This window comes from Paenibacillus sp. NPDC056579, from assembly GCF_042793215.1.
In the GTDB taxonomy this organism is placed as follows: domain Bacteria; phylum Bacillota; class Bacilli; order Paenibacillales; family NBRC-103111; genus Paenibacillus_S.
In genome coordinates this window covers 58,255-77,955 of the sequence record NZ_JBHTVD010000010.1, presented here as the reverse complement: position 1 = coordinate 77,955, position 19,701 = coordinate 58,255, and the positions used below count along the sequence as shown (strand labels likewise).

Annotated in this window: 18 protein-coding genes; 16 read left to right on the top strand and 2 right to left on the bottom strand. The window is 52.3% G+C overall.

All coding sequences use genetic code 11. The features are described 5' to 3' along the window. The first annotated feature begins 120 nt into the window (after positions 1-120). The 7 genes from ACFQ88_RS30225 (at position 121) to ACFQ88_RS30195 (ending at position 7,993) form a co-directional block, all read left to right on the top strand. Complete coding sequence (locus ACFQ88_RS30225; RefSeq protein ID WP_379460165.1) at positions 121-1,818, top strand: glycerol-3-phosphate dehydrogenase/oxidase; 1,698 nt, start codon at positions 121-123, stop codon at positions 1,816-1,818. A gap of 12 nt (positions 1,819-1,830) precedes the next feature. Next, on the top strand, positions 1,831-2,592 hold the full coding sequence (locus ACFQ88_RS30220) for an MgtC/SapB family protein (RefSeq protein WP_239634226.1): 762 nt from the start codon (positions 1,831-1,833) through the stop codon (positions 2,590-2,592). Between the two features lie 359 nt (positions 2,593-2,951). Continuing rightward, positions 2,952-4,265, top strand: coding sequence for an ABC transporter substrate-binding protein (locus ACFQ88_RS30215; RefSeq protein ID WP_239634227.1), 1,314 nt, complete (start codon positions 2,952-2,954; stop codon positions 4,263-4,265). A gap of 20 nt (positions 4,266-4,285) precedes the next feature. Then, positions 4,286-5,230 carry a carbohydrate ABC transporter permease gene (locus ACFQ88_RS30210; RefSeq protein WP_379460163.1) on the top strand — a complete coding sequence of 315 codons (945 nt, stop codon included), beginning with the start codon at positions 4,286-4,288 and terminating at the stop codon, positions 5,228-5,230. Positions 5,231-5,242: 12 nt separating this feature from the next. Then, on the top strand, positions 5,243-6,073 hold the full coding sequence (locus ACFQ88_RS30205) for a carbohydrate ABC transporter permease (RefSeq protein WP_379460161.1): 831 nt from the start codon (positions 5,243-5,245) through the stop codon (positions 6,071-6,073). Between the two features lie 54 nt (positions 6,074-6,127). Continuing rightward, positions 6,128-7,261: a hypothetical protein gene (locus ACFQ88_RS30200; protein ID WP_379460159.1), complete on the top strand. Its 1,134-nt coding sequence runs from the start codon at positions 6,128-6,130 to the stop codon at positions 7,259-7,261. A 15-nt stretch (positions 7,262-7,276) separates the two neighbouring features. Further along, a complete protein-coding gene (locus tag ACFQ88_RS30195) occupies positions 7,277-7,993 on the top strand; it encodes a glycerophosphodiester phosphodiesterase (RefSeq protein WP_379460157.1) in 717 nt (238 codons plus the stop codon). A gap of 106 nt (positions 7,994-8,099) precedes the next feature. On the opposite strand, the gene ACFQ88_RS30190 is transcribed toward ACFQ88_RS30195, so the two are convergent. Together ACFQ88_RS30190 and ACFQ88_RS30185 are read right to left on the bottom strand one after the other, a co-directional pair. Continuing rightward, a complete protein-coding gene (locus tag ACFQ88_RS30190; RefSeq protein ID WP_239634232.1) occupies positions 8,100-8,330 on the bottom strand; it encodes an ATP-binding cassette domain-containing protein in 231 nt (76 codons plus the stop codon). Then, positions 8,327-8,710 (bottom strand): GntR family transcriptional regulator, encoded by a 384-nt coding sequence (locus ACFQ88_RS30185; protein ID WP_379460155.1) that lies wholly within the window; start codon positions 8,708-8,710, stop codon positions 8,327-8,329. The genes ACFQ88_RS30190 and ACFQ88_RS30185 overlap by 4 nt, the downstream gene beginning before the upstream one ends. A gap of 216 nt (positions 8,711-8,926) precedes the next feature. On the opposite strand from ACFQ88_RS30185, the gene ACFQ88_RS30180 reads away from it, so the two are divergent. The 9 genes from ACFQ88_RS30180 (at position 8,927) to ACFQ88_RS30140 (ending at position 19,491) form a co-directional block, all read left to right on the top strand. Next, positions 8,927-10,018 (top strand): GntR family transcriptional regulator, encoded by a 1,092-nt coding sequence (locus ACFQ88_RS30180; protein ID WP_379460153.1) that lies wholly within the window; start codon positions 8,927-8,929, stop codon positions 10,016-10,018. 145 nt (positions 10,019-10,163) lie between these two features. Beyond that, positions 10,164-10,853, top strand: a complete 690-nt coding sequence (gene araD / locus ACFQ88_RS30175) for an L-ribulose-5-phosphate 4-epimerase (protein ID WP_275590471.1) — start codon at positions 10,164-10,166, stop codon at positions 10,851-10,853. A gap of 36 nt (positions 10,854-10,889) precedes the next feature. Next, a complete protein-coding gene (locus ACFQ88_RS30170; RefSeq protein ID WP_379460151.1) occupies positions 10,890-12,560 on the top strand; it encodes a ribulokinase in 1,671 nt (556 codons plus the stop codon). Positions 12,561-12,613: 53 nt separating this feature from the next. After that, on the top strand, positions 12,614-14,107 hold the full coding sequence (araA, locus tag ACFQ88_RS30165) for an L-arabinose isomerase (protein ID WP_379460149.1): 1,494 nt from the start codon (positions 12,614-12,616) through the stop codon (positions 14,105-14,107). 904 nt (positions 14,108-15,011) lie between these two features. Continuing rightward, positions 15,012-16,187 carry a Gfo/Idh/MocA family protein gene (locus ACFQ88_RS30160; RefSeq protein WP_239634238.1) on the top strand — a complete coding sequence of 392 codons (1,176 nt, stop codon included), beginning with the start codon at positions 15,012-15,014 and terminating at the stop codon, positions 16,185-16,187. A 12-nt stretch (positions 16,188-16,199) separates the two neighbouring features. Beyond that, positions 16,200-17,363: a dihydrodipicolinate synthase family protein gene (locus tag ACFQ88_RS30155; protein ID WP_379460147.1), complete on the top strand. Its 1,164-nt coding sequence runs from the start codon at positions 16,200-16,202 to the stop codon at positions 17,361-17,363. A 98-nt stretch (positions 17,364-17,461) separates the two neighbouring features. After that, positions 17,462-18,283 carry a sugar phosphate isomerase/epimerase family protein gene (locus ACFQ88_RS30150; protein WP_239634240.1) on the top strand — a complete coding sequence of 274 codons (822 nt, stop codon included), beginning with the start codon at positions 17,462-17,464 and terminating at the stop codon, positions 18,281-18,283. A 65-nt stretch (positions 18,284-18,348) separates the two neighbouring features. Continuing rightward, positions 18,349-18,501, top strand: a complete 153-nt coding sequence (locus tag ACFQ88_RS30145; protein WP_379460145.1) for a hypothetical protein — start codon at positions 18,349-18,351, stop codon at positions 18,499-18,501. Between the two features lie 183 nt (positions 18,502-18,684). Beyond that, positions 18,685-19,491 (top strand): helix-turn-helix transcriptional regulator, encoded by an 807-nt coding sequence (locus ACFQ88_RS30140; RefSeq protein ID WP_239634242.1) that lies wholly within the window; start codon positions 18,685-18,687, stop codon positions 19,489-19,491. The last annotated feature ends 210 nt before the right edge of the window (positions 19,492-19,701 follow it).

Below are 19,701 nucleotides of genomic sequence, written 5' to 3'. Positions count from 1 at the left end.
GACAAATGGAGAAACCTCTTTGGAAAAGTGCAGCCGGAATATACCCGGTTGTTCTTTTTCATGGAGGTTTTTATTTTTTGCAAGCAAATTGTATGAAAAAGTGTGTTGGAGGCGAGTCCAGTGGAAGGGAAATCATCGTTCTCGGCGAAACGCCGGGAAACGGTTTTAAAGGCAATGGAGCAGGAGACGCCGTTGGATCTGCTGGTGATCGGGGGCGGAATAACCGGCGCGGGGATAGCATTGGATGCGGCAACCCGCGGGATGAGAGTAGGCGTTCTGGAGAAGAACGACTTCGGATCCGGAACAAGCAGCCGTTCGACCAAGCTGATTCACGGCGGATTGAGGTATTTGAAGCAAGGCGATGTCAAGCTCGTGCAGGAGGTCGGAAGAGAACGGGCGATTTTGTACAAAAACGCTCCGCATCTCGTCGTTCCGGCTCCGATGCTGCTTCCCGTCTATAAGGGAGGCACCTACGGATATTTGGCGACTTCGATCGGCTTGTACGTCTACGATTGGCTGGCCGGCGTTGCGCGGAAGGAAAGGCGCAAAATGCTGAGCCGGAAGCAGACGATGGAGCTGGAGCCTCTGCTGAAAAAAGACGGTCTCAAGGGAGGAGGGCTCTACTTCGAGTACCGTACGGACGATGCCCGATTGACGCTCGACATCATGAAAACAGCCTGTCAGCGCGGGGCGAAGGCCATCAACTACACAGAGGTAACGGATTTCGTGTATGAGAACGGCAGAGCGGCCGGCGTCACCGTCCATGACCGGATCAGCGGCCGTCATCACGAGATTCGCGCCAAGCATATTGTCAATGCCGCGGGTCCATGGGCAGACGAGATTCGCAGCATCGACGGTTCGTTGAAGGGCAAGAGGCTCTTTCTGACCAAAGGCGTCCATCTTGTCGTCGACAGCCACCGGCTGCCGGTTCATCAGGCAGCGTACTTCGATACGCCGGACGGCCGCATGGTGTTCGTTATCCCGCGCGGGCATATCACCTATATCGGCACGACGGATACCGCCTACTCGGCTTCGATAGATCAACCGCGCATGACGCAGGAGGACCGCGATTATTTGATCCGGGCCGTTAATGCGATGTTTCCGGCTGTGAAGCTGACGGAGCGTGACATCCGATCCCACTGGGCCGGACTTCGTCCGCTGATTTATGAAGAAGGCAAGGGCCCTTCCGAGCTGTCGCGCAAGGATGAAATTTTCATCTCCGACAGCCAGCTCATAACGATTGCCGGAGGAAAGCTGACCGGATTTCGCAAAATGGCGGAGAAGGTGGTCGATCTGGTGGCCGGGAGATTGCAGCAGTCCGGCGGGAAAGCTTATCCGTCATGCTCTACCGACAAGATCACCATTAGCGGCGGGGAACGGCCGGAGGGCGTATCGTATGAAGACTGGAAGCGGCAGATGATCCAGGATGGGATCGCCGCTGGGGTGGACGGGCAAACGATGCAGGAGTGGGTGGACCTGTACGGCTCCAATGCGCTGCGGATTGTGAAGCGGCTGCCTGAATCCGCACGACTCAACATTCCGCCTCAGCTTCAGTGGCTTCACGCTCAGCTCACCTACTCGGTGGAGGAGGAAATGACCGTAACCCCAGCGGATTTTCTAAGATTGCGCTCGGGATGGTCCTATTTCAACCTGGCCAAGGCAGAGAAATACCGGAACATCGTAGAGAAGATGATGAACGATTTGCTGGATCTTCAACCGGAGCAGAAGGAAGCGCAGCTGGCGATGCTGAACCAGTTGTTCCGTCAATTGCACGAGCTGCCGGTAAATGAACAACAGCTTCAATCGATGACATCGTAGGGAGGCGGATCTATGAACAGCATTTGGTACATCTCTCACATGGATCTGACCATCCGCATATTGGCGGCGGCTGCAATGGGAGGCCTGATCGGCTTCGAAAGAGAATGGAGCAACCACGCTGCGGGACTAAGAACTCATATCCTCGTCTGCATCGGCTCTGCCGCCATTATGCTCCTGTCGATTTACGGCTTTGGAGAATTTGCCACCGAGTCAAGCGTCCGAATGGACCCTGCGCGTCTGGCTGCGCAAGTGATCAGCGGGATCGGCTTTCTGGGGGCGGGAGCCATATTGCGCACCGGGTCGACCATCTCCGGATTGACGACGGCGGCCTCGATCTGGGTTGTTGCCGCCATAGGCTTATGCGTTGGGGCAGGCTTTTTCTTCTGCGCCATTCTGGCGACCATTATGGTTCTCCTCAGCCTGTTCGCCCTGAACAAGTGGGAGAAGCATTTGATGCGGAACCGCAGACAGCAGGAGATCACGATCAAGGTATTCGACAGGCCCGGAATTATGGGGAAAATCGCCACCTTATTCGGTGAACAGGGGGTGCAAATCGTCAATGTCAAAATGAGCTCGGAGGAGCCGCAGTCCGCAGGAGAGCTGCCGGATGCCGTGATGGAGCTGAGGTTCGTCGTGAAGTCGGCCCACCCGGAGAAGCTGATGCGCGCCATTCAAAATATATCCAGCGCCGGAGGGAAGGACGTCATTTCCTTGGATTCGTCGCATTTGAAATTGCCGATCCACAGCAATGCCGCTTCCTCCCATGCCATGTGATGGAAAAGGTCGAAAATTAATGTCTTGTATGCAGCTAGGATTAGTGGTATCATTAATAATTTATTAACAATCCAAAGGATTGACAATGTGCTACCCTGTATGTCATACTTTTTTCTAGGAAGCGAGCTATATTCAATTGTATATGCGATTTTCACTTGGATGCGGAGATCATGAGATAATCCAAGGGACACCGGGTTTGACTGTATGATGATTCATGCAGGCAGTGTCTCTTGCTATTGTCTTTATTGATCTCTTTTTGTCTGCTCATAAATGCAGATAAGTGCGCCGAGCCTAGTACGCTTCGACCGACATGTAAGCCTTTACATTACAATTGTCCAAAGACGAAAGGGGTATTCAGAATGAAAAACAAGAGATGGGTAACCTTAACGGTTGCTGCAGCACTATTAAGTTCCGTTGTGGGGTGCTCGAGCTCCGGCCAACAAGCTGCAGGGAAAATAGAGGATGCCAAGACGGCAGCGGAAGACAATTCCCCGATCACGATTCAATATTGGCACTCCCATGCCGAGAATCAAATGGCCGGCCTTAACTATATGATCAGTGAGTTTAACAAGAAATATCCTAACATTACCGTAGAGCCCGTGTTCCAAGGCGGCTATCCGGATCTGCATAAAAAGCTTCAGGCAGCCGTTGCGGCCAACGATGTGCCGGCCGTTACCAACGTAGAGGTGTCCTCCCTTCCTAACTTTGCCGACGGCGGAGTGTTTGCGGACCTGACGCCTTACATCAAGCGCGACAATATGGACTTGAACGATTTTTCCAAAGGCATGCTCCAGGCGTACGCATATAATGACAAGCAATTCGGATTTCCTCTCATTGTAAGTACGAGCGTGATGGTGTATAACAAAACGTTGCTCGACCAGCTTGGCGTGAAGCCGCCGCAGAAGTGGGATGAGATCGAAGAGTTCAACAAAAAAGTAACGGTGAAGGAGAACGGCAAGACGACTCGTTACGCATTCTCCGTGCCTGGCTGGGATACTTGGTACTACGATCCGTGGATTACGAACGGCGGCGGTACGATTTTGACCAAAGACAACAAATCGGGCTTCGATCAGCCTGACAGCATGAGATGGATTCAAAACTACCAAAAATGGATTAAAGACGGATCGCTGCAAATGGGCTACGGCAAAGGCGCATCCGATGTCATGAGACAGATGTTCCTCGAAGGCAAGGTAAGCATGGTGCAGCACTCTTCCGCCATTATCAAGACGTATGTGGAAAATGCGAAGTTCGAAGTCGGCGTTTCCTTCATCCCGGGTGATAAAGAAAGAAAATCGCATATCGGCGGAGCGGGTATCGTTATTATGAACGGTGCGGACGCGAAGAAAAAAGAAGCGGCATGGAAGTTCGTTAAATTCATGGTATCGGCTGAGCACAACATCAAATGGGCGGATTACACAGGCTACCTGCCGACTCATAAATCGGTGGTCAATACCGAAGAAGGCAAGAAATATTTCGAGAAATGGCCGCAATACAAAGCCGTATTCGAGAACTTCGACAACGTAGCGCCACGCATCCAGCATCCGGCATATCCGGAATTCAGCGAGAAGTATAAAGAAGTCGTCGGTAAAATGATTCTGAACAACGAAGATCCGGTACCTCTGCTGAAAGAGACCGTGAAGCCGATCAACGAAATTATTTCCGATTATAAGTAAGCCCCGAGAGGAGCGGCACAATGAAGGAAACGAGCGGCACGAATGTAAATGTGCAGGTTCAAACGATAAGTAAGTCGAAACGGGCGTCGAGTCGTATGTGGGATGGGCTAAAGGATTTTTCCTTTGCCCTTCCGGCATTGGCTTTCCTGGTTATGTTCATTTATTATCCGTTAGTCAATTCTTTTTACTTAAGCTTTACGAACTGGAACATGACGAAGCCTGTGAAACAATTTGTCGGGCTTGATAATTACGAGAAGCTGCTGACGAACGAGACGTTCTACAACGTACTCAAAATTACGTTTACTTACACCATATTGGACGTAGTTCTGACTTTGGGCATCGGCCTGCTGCTGGCGCTATTGTTCAATGTGTCGACGCGGTTTTTCAACTTTTTGCGCATGCTGATCTTTATGCCTCACTATATTTCGATGGTTATCGTATCGATGATTTTCCTGTGGATCTTTAATGCACAGTACGGCTTGATGAACGAGGTGCTGGAGCTGTTCGGCATGGAGAAGGTGCAGTGGCTGCAAAATCCGCGCACGGCGCTATGGGTGCTTATTGTCGTGTCGGTATGGAAAGGCGTAGGGTTCGCCATGATCATTTTCATCGCAGGCCTGCGCAGTATCCCCGTCGAATATTATGAGGCTTCGAGCATAGACGGCGCCAGCAAATTCCATCAGTTTTGGAGCATTACGCTGCCGTTGCTGTCCCCGATCACCTTATTCCTGGTCGTAACGAACTTCATTTCCTCCATGCAGGTGTTCCAATCGGTCGACATTATGACGAACGGCGGACCGCTGGAATCGACCAAGGCGATGGTGTACTGGATTTACACGATGGCGTTCTCGGAATTCAAAACGGGCAGAGCCTCGGCGCTCGTCATTATCTTCTTCTTCATTATCGTCCTGCTGACGATGCTGCAAATGTACATTTCGAAGAAGAAAGTTCATTACGAAGGGTAGGTTATACGTTCAATGACGAAATCCATAGGGGTAACCTCCCGTTATATTCTCGCCATTGTGATTACGGCTATTATCTTTTTCCCGGTATACTGGATGCTGATTACCGCCTTGAAAACGCCTTATGAGCTGCGGATGGCGGTGCCGACCTTCTGGCCGGAGAAATTAATGTGGAGCAACTTTCTTGATGCGTTCGGATCTATCCCGTTTTGGCGGTTTGCCGGGAATACGCTGGTACAGACGGTTGGCATTATCTTTTTGCAGATCAATATTGGTCTGATGGCTGCCTATGCCTTCGCCAAAGGGAATTTCCCGGGCAGGGAGAAGCTGTTCATTCTCGTGCTGGCCGCATTGATCGTCCCGGATCAGGTCACCTTCGTTCCCGTGTACGTGATGATGTCCAAATTGGGCTGGATCAACACGTTTTACGCATTGATCATTCCTCACGCAGCGTCGGCTTACGGGATCTTCCTGCTGCGCCAGACGTTCAAGTCGATTAACAATGATGTGATCGAAGCAGCCAAGGTCGATGGCGCGAGCCGGATCCAGGTGCTTTACCGGATTTTGACGCCTATGGCGTTCCCGACGGTCATCACTTTGCTCGTTATCAGCTTCATCAACAGCTGGAACTCTTACTTTTGGCCGCTTGTCATGACGAATTCGAACAATATGCGCGTGCTGACGGTCGGTATTGCGATGATGCGGGATTCCATTGCGGGCAACGAAGCGCTGAATTTCCACCTGCTGATGGCAGCGAGCGTAGTGGTCATATTGCCTATCGTCGTCGTCTTTATTTTTGCGCAAAAATACATTGTGGCTGCGATGGCTAACTCGACCTTTAAATAAGGGGTCAAGTCATGGAATACGGTAACACGGTAAACGATAAAAGGAGACTGTCCATTGAAGCGAAAAACGGTTATGATCTTACTAACCGGCATCTTGTGTACTGCCATGATCGGCTGCCAAAAGGCCCCGGAGGGCAGCGCCGCCAAGCCGGCGGATAAGTCTGCTTCTGTTGCTGCGCAAGCGGGAGAAGGGGCCAAGACAAATGCAGCTGGCGGAAAAATTACACAAGAAGAAGCCGGAATCAAAATACGCGTCAACATGCCGGAGATCAAACCATTCCTGGAGCAGAGCAAGGCCGGGCCGATTGTGCCCGCTTTGCAGCAAAAAGCGGTTCCTCAAGGGATCGGATTCATTGAAGAGAAGAACTGGATTCTAATCAGCCATTACCGGGAGGGCGGCTTACCAAGCCTCTTGACGGTTGTGGATGCGGGATCGGGCGAGATGGTCAAGGCCATGGAGCTGTATAAGGACGCCAACACCCCTTATACCGGCCATGCCGGCGGAGTCACGGTCAGCAAACGCCATGTGTGGATTTCCTCGGACAGCTATGCCTATCAGCTGAAGCTGGAGGATGTGATCCAGGCGAAAAGCGACTCCAAGCTCACGTTCGCAGGCTCCATTAAGACCGACACGCGGGCTTCCTTCACTACTTATGCCAACGGCGTGCTATGGGTTGGGGAATACGCTAACGGCAAAGACTATCCGACCGAGAAGTCGCACTATATGAACAACCGCGACGATAAGGAATATAAAGCGTGGACCGTGGGCTACAAGCTTGACGAGCAGACGGACCTGCTTCCTGCCGGCAAGAAGGCCGAGTCGAATGTGCCGGTCGTTCCCGACTTTATCCTGTCGATACCGGACAGTATTCAGGGGATGGCTATTACGCCGAGCAGCATCTTGCTCAGCCAATCGGCAGGCCGTAATGCGGCAAGCACCTTGATGAAGCACAGCAATGTGCTGTCCGAGCAGCCGCACAGCAAGGCGGCGATCGGAAGTGAGACGGTGCCGGTCTGGTTCGTGGATAGCAAGAACAAGAAGGAACCGATGCAAATCCCTCCCATGTCCGAAGGAATCGTTCACTCCAAGGGAATGCTGTACATTTTGTTTGAATCCGGCGCGAGTATGTACAAAGCGTCTTCCAGCTATGCGCTGGACCGCATTCATCTTTTACAAATGAACGATTAATTAGGAGGAGCAGCAATGAGCATTGTCGGATTGGCGCATCGCGGGTATCCCAAACAATATCCGGAAAATACGCTTGTATCGTTTCAGGCCGCATTGGATTTGTCTTACAGCCACTTGGAGCTGGATGTCAATTTGACGAAGGACGGCGTTCCGGTCGTCATTCACGATCCGACGGTGAACCGGACAACGAATGGCAAAGGCCGTGTCCTGGACTACACGTGGGAAGAGCTGCAGAAGCTCCGCACGGACGGGGAGCAAACGATTCCTACACTGGAAGACGTATTGAAGCTCGCCCGAGGCAAAGCGAAGGTCGATATCGAGCTTAAGCAGAGCGGAAGCTTATACACGGGGATGGAAGAGAAGGTATTGGAGGTCATTCGCTCCTGCGATGTGCAGGATCAAGTGTTCATCACTTCGTTCGACCATTACTCGATTCAGCGCACCCGCCAGCTGTCGAGCGATATTGAAATCGGTTTGGTTATCTACGGAGCTACTCCGTCTATCTTCCCTTATGCGAAGGAGCTCGGAGCCAAATATATATCGGTCAAATACATATATTTAACCGATGATTATGTCCGGATGTGCGAAGAAAACGGGATTCAGCTGATCGCGTGGACGATTGACGACGAAGCAGCGATGCGCCAAATGCGCAAGCAATATCCTCAAGTATGGGTGTGCACGAACGAGCTGGAGAAGTGGAAGGCCTGCGTGCTGGAAACCGCAGCGAATTAGTGCCTGTTCCAATGGAATGTTGAAGGAGTCGCAGCTGCGGCTCCTTTTTCTTATGCCTGACGTCAATTAGACGCAGGCTATTTTTTCTCCATATCATTTCACTGCATCAGAAGATAGATTCCGGCGGCCAATAGAGCTGTGACGGAGAGCACAAGCAGAGCACCTCTCCGTGATCGGGGCGAATCAGATTCATGATGGATCGAATGAGCATCGTTTTGCCCGACCCGTTGGGACCGATTAACCCTGTAATATAGCCGCTGCGGATTTGAAAATTCAGATTGCTCAGGACGAACTCTCCGCATTGCTTGGTAAACTGACGAAACTCTACGGCATTCATGATCCATTCTCCTCTCCATAAAGAATTGATACTAAATTCGATAGGTCTTGTCGCATTAGCCCAAGGGCCCGGCTTTCTTTGATGATGGCTTTGATCTGATCTTCCAGCTCACGGAATTTCATCTCCCGGATCGACTCCTTGTTGGTCCCGGTCACAAAGGTTCCTTTGCCGGTGACGGAAGCCACCAGTCCTTCCTGCTCCAGCTCGTCATAAGCCCGTTTTGTCGTGATCACGCTGATTTTCAAGTTTTGAGCAAGATGGCGAATGGAAGGGAGGAGTTCTCCTTCCTGCAGCTGTCCCGATAAAATTTGGATCTTAATCTGTTCCTTGATTTGCAAATAAATGGGTTCTCCCGAGGATAGGGATACGGAAAGATGCATGAGTGTACCTCTTTCATAAGTGTATATATCGTATATATACACTATATTACACTTGTGATCAAATGAATAATATGGAGTTCGTTAAAATTAGGCTGAATCGATTAGGATAGGAAAGGAGACGAGAGGGTTCAAGATGTACTTACAACTTGGAAAAATGATATAATATACGAAAATTCAAACCGCAAGAAACGACAGCCAATCCATTCGAGGTGACAGATGACAACCAAGCAGCAGCCCAAATATATGATTTTGAAGCAGGAAATCTTAACCTGGCTTCATTCCGGACGATTGAAGCCGGATGATCAGATGCCGACGGAGAACGAGATCGCCGATCAGTTCCAGATGAGCCGGCAAACCGTCCGCCAGACGTTCGGCGTGCTGGAGCAGGAAGGCTGGATATATCGAATCCAAGGCAAAGGGACCTTCGTATCCAGCCCGCAGTCAGGCCCCAAGCTCCAGGATGTGCAGACGATCGGAGTTATTACGACGTACATATCCGATTACATATTTCCTCACATCGTCCGGGGAGCGGAATCCGCGCTGCGAAGCCGAGGCTACCGGATGCTGCTGTCGAGCACGGACAACGACAAGGTAAAGGAGAAGGAAAGCCTGCACATGATGATGAGTCAGCCGCTGAGCGGACTTATCATTGAGCCGACCAAAAGCGCGGAGGGCAACCCGAACCTGGATTACTTTTTGTCGCTCTGCTACAAGGACATCCCTTATCTCATGATCAATGAAAGCTATCCGGAGCTGAGTTGTCCGTACATCAAAGTGGATGATGAAGCCGGGGGCTATAAGGCGGCGGAGCATTTGATCAAGCTTGGGCACCGCAGGATTGCCGGTTTTTTCAAAATAGACGATTTGCAGGGAGTCAATCGGCTAAAAGGATTTATGAGGGCGCACCAGGAGCACAAGGTTCCTCTGGTACCGGAAACGGTAATACGCTACACGACCGAGGAGAAGGCGATCAAGCCGTTCGAAACCGCTTATGCGATGCTGAAGCAGGAGGATACGAGACCGACCGCGATGGTTTGTTACAACGACGAGTTGGCGGTACATCTGCTTGAAGCGGTAAGGCAGGCGGGGTTGTCCGTACCGGGAGACTTGTCCATCGTCGGGTTCGACGACTCGACCTTGGCGGTGGCTACGGAAGTGAAGCTGACTACGCTGACGCATCCGAAGATGGAAATGGGAGCGATGGCCGCCCAGCTTTTGATGGACCTCATCGAGCAAAAGAAAGGGACAGCGAGCCATCATGTGTATGATCCGGAGCTTGTGATCAGAGAGTCGACAAGACAAATTTAATGCAGATGTTGTTTGAAGTATCGAGTAAGAAATAAATAAAATGGACTAACAACAAAAAGATTTCAAAAAAATGTGGAATAAATGTACGTACAAATGTATAATTTATTTAGAACTTATTCATTTTTTTGAAAGGCGATGGTACAAGTTGTTAGTACAACTAAAAAAGGCCGTATGGGAAGCAAACATGGATTTGCCGAAGTACGGCCTTGTTACGTTTACATGGGGTAATGTAAGCGGTATCGACCGCGAACAAGGGCTTGTCGTCATCAAGCCGAGCGGCGTACCGTATGAGCAGCTGAAGTGGGAGGACCTTGTCGTTGTAGACTTGAACGGCAACGTGGTAGAAGGCGATCTGAGGCCATCGTCGGATACTGCCACGCATCTTGTGCTGTACAAGGCGTTTCCGGACATCGGCGGCATTGTGCATACGCATTCTCCGTGGGCGACCAGCTGGGCTCAGGCGGGAAGAGGGATTCCGGCGCTCGGAACGACGCATGCCGATTACTTTTACGGGGAAGTGCCGTGCACTAGGCCGATGACCGAGAAGGAAATCCGCGGAGCATATGAATTGGAGACGGGCAATGTCATCGTGGAGACGTTCCGCGACCGCGACCCGAACCAGATGCCCGCTGTGCTCGTTCACAGCCATGCACCGTTTAACTGGGGCAAGGACGCGCATCAAGCCGTTCATAACGCAGTCGTTCTGGAGGAAGTGGCCAAGTTGGCCCATCATACGTTCGGGCTGAACGCAGGCGCACCTTCTATGGACCAGACGCTGCTGGACCGACATTTTTTGCGCAAGCACGGCGCCAACGCCTACTACGGACAAAAGTAGTACCATTCTTAATTACCGGGAGGAACGAGTGAAGCTATGAGCAAAACATATGCCATAGGCGTAGACTACGGCACGGAGTCGGGCCGCGCGGTGCTGGTGGATTTAACGGACGGCACGGAGGTTGCCGAGCATGTGACGCCGTATCCGCATAATGTAATAGATGAGAGACTGCCGGGCTCCGGTGTCCGCCTGGAGGCGGATTGGGCGCTGCAGCATCCGGGAGATTATATCGAGGTACTGCGCCGTTCCGTTCCGGCCGTAATGCAAGCCTCCGGTGTCGATCCGCGTGCTGTCATCGGGGTCGGGATTGATTTTACGGCTTGCACGATGCTGCCGGTGGACGCGGACGGAGAGCCTCTATGCTTCAATCCGGAGCTTCAGCATCTCCCGCACAGCTGGGTCAAGCTGTGGAAGCATCATGCCGCCCAGGATGAAGCGAATTTGATCAACGAGATCGCGGAGCAGCGGGGCGAGCCGTTCTTGCCGCGCTATGGCGGCAAAATTTCGTCCGAGTGGATGATCGCGAAAATTTGGCAAATTTTGAATGAGGCGCCGGATCTTTATGAGAAGACAGACTTGTTTCTAGAGGCGACGGACTGGGTTGTGTATAAAATGACTGGCAGCCGGCTGAGAAACAGCTGTACGGCAGGCTATAAAGCGATCTGGCATAAGCAGGACGGATATCCCGATTCCGATTTCTTCTTCGCTCTGGATCCCCGGCTGGCCAATCTGACGAGCACAAAGCTGCGCGGCGACGTGGTGCCGCTAGGAACGAAAGCGGGAGAGCTGTCCGATGAAATGGCCGCCGTGATGGGACTCGCGCCAGGCACGGCTGTTGCGGTCGGGAATGTCGACGCTCATGCGGCGGTTCCTGGAGTCGGCGTCGTTACCCCAGGCAAGCTGGTTATGGCTATGGGAACGTCGATTTGCCATATGCTGCTCGGTACGAAGGAATCCAAGGTCGAAGGTATGTGCGGCGTCGTGGAGGATGGGATTATTCCCGGTTATATGGGATATGAAGCAGGACAGTCTGCTGTCGGGGATATTTTTGCCTGGTTCGTGGATCAGTCCGTACCGGCTTATGTTAGCGAAGCAGCGCAAAAGGAAGGCATCTCGGTGCATGAGTGGCTTGAGCAGCGGGCGGCTGCATATAAGCCAGGCGAAACGGGGCTGTTAGCGCTGGATTGGTGGAACGGCAACCGCTCCGTATTGGTCGATACGGATTTAACCGGGCTGTTCGTCGGCTGCACGCTGCTGACCAAGCCGGAAGAAATGTACCGGGCCTTGCTCGAAGCGACTGCGTTCGGCACGCGCAAAATTGTCGAGGCGTTCCACAGCAACGGGGTGGAGGTCCATGAGCTGTACGCATGCGGAGGGCTTCCGCAGAAGAACAAATTGTTAATGCAAATCTATGCCGACGTGACGAACCGGGAAATCAAGATCGCGGCCTCTAAGCAAACGCCGGCGGTCGGCGCGGCGATGTTCGGAGCTGTCGCTGCAGGCTCGGCTAAGGGCGGCTACGATTCCATCGTAGAGGCTGCCGCGAAGATGGCGCGTGTCAAAGAAGAATCGTTCAAGCCGATTCCCGGGAACGTCGCCGTATACGAGCAGCTGTATGCAGAGTACAACAAGCTGCACGATTATTTCGGCCGCGGTGAGAACCAGGTGATGAAGCGGTTGAAATCTATCAAGGAAGCTGCGCGCTAGACTGTGATCTTATTTCATTGAGAGTTATTTGCACTCATAGGGAGGAAATAGAGATGATTTTGCAAAGAGAATACGTATTTTGGTTTGTAACGGGAAGTCAGCATTTGTACGGACCCGAGACGCTTCAGGAAGTGGATGAGCATTCAGCTCGCATCGCCGAAGGGCTGAGTCAGGATCCGGCGATAGCTTTTCCTGTCGTATTCAAGCCGGTCGTCACGACTCCGGATGCTATACATACCCTATGCAGGGAGGCTAATGCCGATGAGAGCTGCGCAGGGATCATCACCTGGATGCATACGTTCTCTCCTGCCAAAATGTGGATCGCCGGCCTGGCCGAGCTCCGCAAGCCGCTGCTTCATCTGCATACCCAGTACAACAGAGATATTCCTTGGGACAGCATCGATATGGACTTCATGAATACGAACCAATCTGCGCACGGCGACCGTGAATACGGGTTTATCGGCGCGAGAATGGGGATTGCCCGCAAGGTGATCGCCGGTCATTGGGAAGACCGGGACGTTCGCCGCAGAATCGGCGGATGGCAGCAAACCGCGGTCGCTTATACGGAAGGACGCAAGCTGAAGGTAGCCCGGTTCGGCGACAACATGCGCCAGGTTGCGGTAACGGAAGGCGACAAGGTGGAAGCGCAAATCCAATTCGGCTGGTCCGTGAACGGTTATGGGATCGGCGATTTGGTGCAAAGAATGAACGATATTTCCGAGAGTGAAGTGAATCGGCTCTTTGAGGAATACAACGATTTGTATACGATTGCGGATGCAGCCCGTACGTCAGGTCCTGTTCGCGAGTCTATTTTGGTGCAGGCCCGTATTGAGCTTGGTATGAAAGCATTCCTGGAGGAAGGCGGCTTCGGAGCGTTCACAACGACATTCGAGGATCTTCACGGGATGAAGCAGCTTCCCGGTCTTGCCGTACAGCGTTTGATGGAGGCGGGCTATGGCTTCGGCGGCGAGGGCGATTGGAAAACCGCAGCCTTGGTGCGGACGTTGAAGCTGATTGCAGCCAATAAAGGCACTTCGTTTATGGAGGATTACACGTATCATTTGGAGCCGGGCAACGAGCTTGTTCTGGGATCGCATATGCTAGAGGTATGTCCGACGATCGCGGCTTCCCGTCCGTCGATTGAAGTGCATCCGCTCTCCATCGGAGGCAAAGCGGATCCGGCCCGCCTGTTGTTCGACGGCCGCAGCGGTCCGGCGTTGAATGCTTCCGTCGTCGATCTGGGCCGGCGGTTCCGTCTCGTAGTCAACGAGGTTGACGCCGTGAAGCCGGAGCAACCGATGCCGAAGCTGCCGGTCGCCCGGGTGCTGTGGAAAGCGCAGCCGTCGCTGGGACTTGCTGCCGAAGCCTGGATTCATGCGGGCGGCGCCCATCATACCGCCTTTTCGTATGTCGTGACCTCGGAGCAGCTGGCCGATTGGGCCGAAATGACCGGGATCGAGTTTTTGCTCATTAATAAAGACACGACGATCCCTTCTTTCCGCAACGAGCTGAGATGGAACGACATGTATTGGAGCGGACGCCGTTAATTTTTGCATCTAGTGCTATAAGAGTAGAAAGCCGGGAACCAGCGTATGCGGTTTCCGGCTTTTTGGTATTCACAGAGTGGAACAAAAAAGGGAATGGGTGAGGGGTAGGGGGGCGGCAGCGTACGCCTTTAAAGCTCGTGTTCCGACCACGGCAAGCCTGCCATTCAAAGAAACAAGACTTCAACAGCGGCCGGGAATCCAACATCCAATTCCCTCCCCACGCACGAACGTGTATGGTACACCGAGGAAGTTGAGCAGCGTTCAGCCTGTTGATAAACCTGGTTTGCCCAAACAAGCGTTGCCCAAGTTGGAACGGACCGTAGATCCGTTATTTTACCCAAAATGGCTTTGTATGCAGGGTGATCGGACTACAGATCCCTTATTTCACGAAAATACACCTATTTTTCAGGTAAAATTAGCAAATAACGGACTCTCGGTCCGATCGCACTCCAAACGCAGCATCATTTCAGGAAATAGCGGAACTCCTGTCCGATCGATCCTCGTAAGGCCTGACTGGAGGGCGTCCCCGCCACCACCAAACTGAAGATGCATCAAAGCTCGCTCGAGTACCTTTGGTATCTCAACAAGTTCGACGCCGCAAAGCGTTGTTCTCACCACATAGGAAAGTTTAAGACCGGTAAAGCGATAAAGTGCATCAAAGATCTTTCCTATTGGCGATAAAACCTACCATTGACCGCGGCCGCTCATCTTTGAAAGGCCTCGATAGCGGTTTTCTCATATCCGGCAAAATGGTTCCGATAGTTAGAAGGATGTTCTTAATCTGATAAGACGGCCGGATCGATACCCGTTAGTATGATACATGTAGATGTACCGATAGCGAAGCGACGTTTCGCTACTGCAACTTAACCACTAAACCACGTACTAAGGAGAGGGGATTGCTGCAATGGCTGTACAAAATATCGGAATTATTATGAATGGGGTAACAGGTCGTATGGGAACGAATCAGCACTTGATTCGATCCATCATCGCTATTCGCAAACAAGGCGGCGTTTCTCTGCCGAACGGAGACGTCATTATGCCCGATCCTATCTTGGTAGGACGTCAGGAACATAAATTGAAAGCGCTGGCAGAAGCTCACGGCCTGACTCGCTGGAGCACCGATCTGGACAGCTGCTTGGCTGACCCGAGCAATGTCATTTATTTCGATTCGCAGACAACGGTTCACCGTGCGGAGAGCATCCGTAAAGCGATTAAAGCAGGCAAGCATATTTATTGCGAAAAGCCGACCGCTACGAACCTTGAGGAGTCGCTGGAGCTGGCAAGTCTTGTCCGTGCAGCGAATCTGAAGAACGGTGTCGTTCAGGATAAATTGTTTTTACCTGGCTTGCTCAAGCTCAAAAGACTGGTGGATTCCGGATATTTCGGCAAAATTTTGTCCGTACGGATGGAATTCGGCTACTGGGTATTCGAAGGAAACTGGCAGCAAGCTCAGCGTCCGTCGTGGAACTACCGCAAAGAAGACGGCGGCGGCATCATTGTCGATATGTTCGCGCATTGGAGATATGTGCTGGATAATCTGTTCGGCGAAGTTCGCTCGGTGTCTTGCTTGGGCGTGACCCACATTGATGAGCGTGTCGATGAGCAGGGCAATACGTACAAATGTACGGCAGACGACGCTGCTTATGCTACGTTCGAGCTGGAAGGCGGCATTGTGGTGCAAGCTAACTCCTCATGGGCTGTTCGCGTCAACCGCGACGACTTGCTGACAATTCAAGTCGACGGTACGGAAGGAAGTGCGGTAGCGGGCTTGCGCGATTGCAAAGTGCAGCATCGTGTCAATACGCCGAAGCCGGTATGGAATCCGGATATTCCGAATCCGTTCGCTTTCGAGGAGCAATGGCAGGAAGTGCCGGATAATCAGCTGTTCGATAACGGATTTAAAGTGCAATGGGAGCTGTTCTTGAAGCACGTAGTCATCGACACGCCGTTCCCATGGGATTTGCTCGAAGGAGCAAAAGGAACTCAATTGTCGGAGTTGGGCTTGCGTTCGTGGGAAGAAAGACGTTGGCTGGAAGTGCCTGAGCTGAAGATCAGCGAATTGGCTTCGACCAAAGGGTAGGAGGGAAATTCCATGAGTCGGGAATTACGTCTCCCCCAAGCGGGGGGTTCGCTATATTCGTATACACCGGGACAATCGGTAGTCATTGAGCTGCCGAAAGGTCCGCTGAAAAGCCGGATCGCCTTCTCGGCGGCGCATGTCGTGTGCGATCCGTTCGCGGACGCAGACCCGTTGACGAACGCGCAAATCGATTGGGACGGAACGCTTGCTTACCGCCGTCACTTGTGGTCGCTGGGCCTAGCCGTGGCGGAGGCCATGGATACGGCGCAGCGCGGTATGGGACTCGATTGGATCCGGGCCCAGGAGCTGATCCGCCGTTCCATCGCCGAAGCGAAATCGGTCGGCGGGAAAATCGCATGCGGTGCGGGAACGGATCATCTGGCTCCCGGACCTCATGTGACACTGGCGCAAGTAGAGCAGGCCTACGAGGAGCAGGTATCCTTCGTGGAAGGCCATGGCGGCCAGGTCATCTTGATGGCGAGCCGCGCACTGGCTGCATGCGCCAAGGGACCCGAGGACTACGAACGGGTATACGGACGCATCTTGAGTCAAGTGTCGCAGCCGGTCATTCTGCATTGGCTTGGCGATATGTTCGATCCCGCTCTTGCCGGTTACTGGGGAGAAAAGGATTTGGATGCGGCAATGGATGTATGCCTCCGCGTAATCCGTAACCATGCGGACAAAGTGGACGGCATCAAAATATCGCTGCTCGATGACGAGAAGGAAATCCGGATGCGCCGTCTGCTGCCGGAATCGGTGAAAATGTACACCGGGGACGATTTCAACTATCCGTCCTTGATCCGAGGCGACGAGCAAGGATACAGCCACGCTCTGCTCGGTATTTTCGACGCTATCGCACCTGCGGCGGCTGCTGCGATTCATGCGTTGGATGCCGGAGACGAGGCTCGTTACAACGAGCTGCTGGAGCCGACCGTAGCCCTTTCGCGTCATATTTTCCAAAAGCCTACGTACGCCTATAAAACAGGGATCGTCTTCATGGCTTATTTGAACGGTCACCAAAATCATTTCCGCATGATCGGCGGGGCGGAAGGCTCCAGATCGATTGTCCACTTGTCCGAGCTGTTCGTGCTGGCGGATAAGGCGGGCTTGCTCGTCAATCCGGATTTGGCGGTACAACGGATGCGGCATGTTTTGACATTAGCCGGAGTTCAATAAAATGCAGCATGTTCTAAGAGCCTGACAGGCAACTGTTGGGCTTCTCTTTCAACTTGTAATATGAAAGTTTCCCAAAGCAAACTTTTAGGAGGATACGAATGGAAGCGCTGAAAAATATAGACCGGTTAAGCTTAAACCAAATTACTACGGACCGTTGGAGTCTGCGCGAAGCGGTGGAAGGCTGCGTGCGCGCGGAAATCCCTTGGATCGCACTATGGCGCCACAAAATCGCCGAAACGGGATTGGCGGAGAGCAAACGATTGGTTAAAGACGCCGGATTGCAAGTATCCAGCGTTTGCCGTGGCGGCATGTTTCCGGCGGCTACCGCAGCGGAGCGTCAAGTCCGAATCGACGATAACCGCCGTGCCATCGAGGAAGCGGCTGAGCTTGGAGCCGATACGCTGGTGCTCGTATGCGGCCCGGCACCGGATAAGGATATTGCGGCAGCAAGACAAATGGTCGAAGACGGGATCGAGCAGCTGGTTCCTTATGCGCAGTCCTGCGGAGTGAAGCTTGGCATCGAGCCTCTGCACCCGATGTACGCTGCCGAGCGCTCGGTCATTAACACATTGGCGCAAGCGAATACGATCGCCGAGAAGTATACACCGGAGCAGGTAGGCGTCGTTGTCGATGTGTTCCACGTCTGGTGGGACCCGCAATTGTACGAACAAATTTCCCGTGCCAGCGGACGCATCCTGGGCTTCCACGTGTCGGACTGGATTGTTCCTACGCCTGACCTGCTGATGGGCCGGGGAATGATGGGGGACGGCGTCATCGATATGCGCCGCATTCGTTATGCGGTAGAAGCCGCCGGCTACAACGGGCCGATCGAAGTGGAAATTTTCAACCGGGCTATTTGGGATATGCAGGGTGACGATGCGCTCGCCTTAACGAAGGAGCGTTACTTGCAGCACGTATAATTTTCATTTGTTCCGCAAGGCAACCGGATTCTCATTTTTCCCTATCGAAGGCGGTGTCCTGACTGATGGATACGGATTTTGTATGCCAATATTATTGGCCCCATGATAGTGTGAAAGACGAAGGCGGCGACCGGAAGAAGCGGGAGCGTCCATCCCGCAGCTGGTTGTCCAAGCTGTTCAAGAGAAATGCACGGCCAAGCTTGAGAAGAGTGAAATAATAGAGTCGGATTGAGCCCTCTGCCGTTTCTTCGGTTAGGGGGATTTTTCTATGGGATCGTACGAGATGGAAAATTACCGGCTCGGCTTGTTGATGTTGGCCAAAAACGGTAAAATAGGAAGAACAAACGGCCGGGCCTGCGGGTTGCCGGTTGGTTGAATACGCTCTCAAGGCGGGCAGGACAATGAGTGGAATTCATTTATACGAAAGCAAACATCAAGAAAGCTATGAAGTGAAAATCCATCATCACTCCAATGTGCAAATTTTGTATGCGATTGAAGGGCACGGCACCGTGCTGCTGGAGGGGCAGCAGTATGATTTCGAGCAGGATAACGCAGCCTTCATCGTGCCTTATTCCGAGCATGCGGTCTCGTCGGATTCGAACTTGACCTTGCTGGTGCTCGCTTTTGACGAATTTGCCGGGAGCAGGGATGTGCATCCGGACTGGAAGCCGTACTTGTTCACTAGCTCCGAGCTGTTGAAGCTGAATGCTTTCCAAGCGAGTGAAATGAGGCTGCTGCTCCGGAAGCTGCTCTTCGAGCAAAAGCAGTCCGATCCGCTAAGCGGATGGGCGATGCACAATTTGCTGCAGGATATTTATTTGCTCATGGTTAGGGCGCGGGAGACGAAGCCGGTTCAGGATGCCAATGGCCTGAGAGCTGAGCGGATACGCAATTATATAGATTTGCACTACTACGAGTCGATAACCTCGGAGGAGCTGTCGTCCAAGCTAGGCATCAGCATTCGGCAGATGAATAAAATTTTCAAAAAAGAATATCAAATGACTCCGATGCAATATTTGACGGAGGTACGGATGGGGCTCGCCCAGAAGCTGCTTGCCGAATCGGATAAAGATATCGTGTCGATCTGCTTTGAGGTCGGATATGAATCGCTGCCGACGTTTTACCGGACCTTCAAGCTGGTCTTGAATATGTCGCCGAACAAGTACAGGCAGCAGCATCAGGCAGTGGATCAGCCCTATTCCGGATAGGATCAAAAAAAAGACTTTACCGTTACCGCAGCATATGGTTATAATAATATCAGGAATGGAATCGCTTACAAAAAACAGTCCCAGTCTTAAACAAAGTGTTGACGACATGTTAGAAGCGATGCTATAGTGTAAACAACAATTGAAAACTTTCATCACATAACGTGTTACCTTAAGAGGGCATTAGTTATGGGGAACGAGCATTTTCCCTGT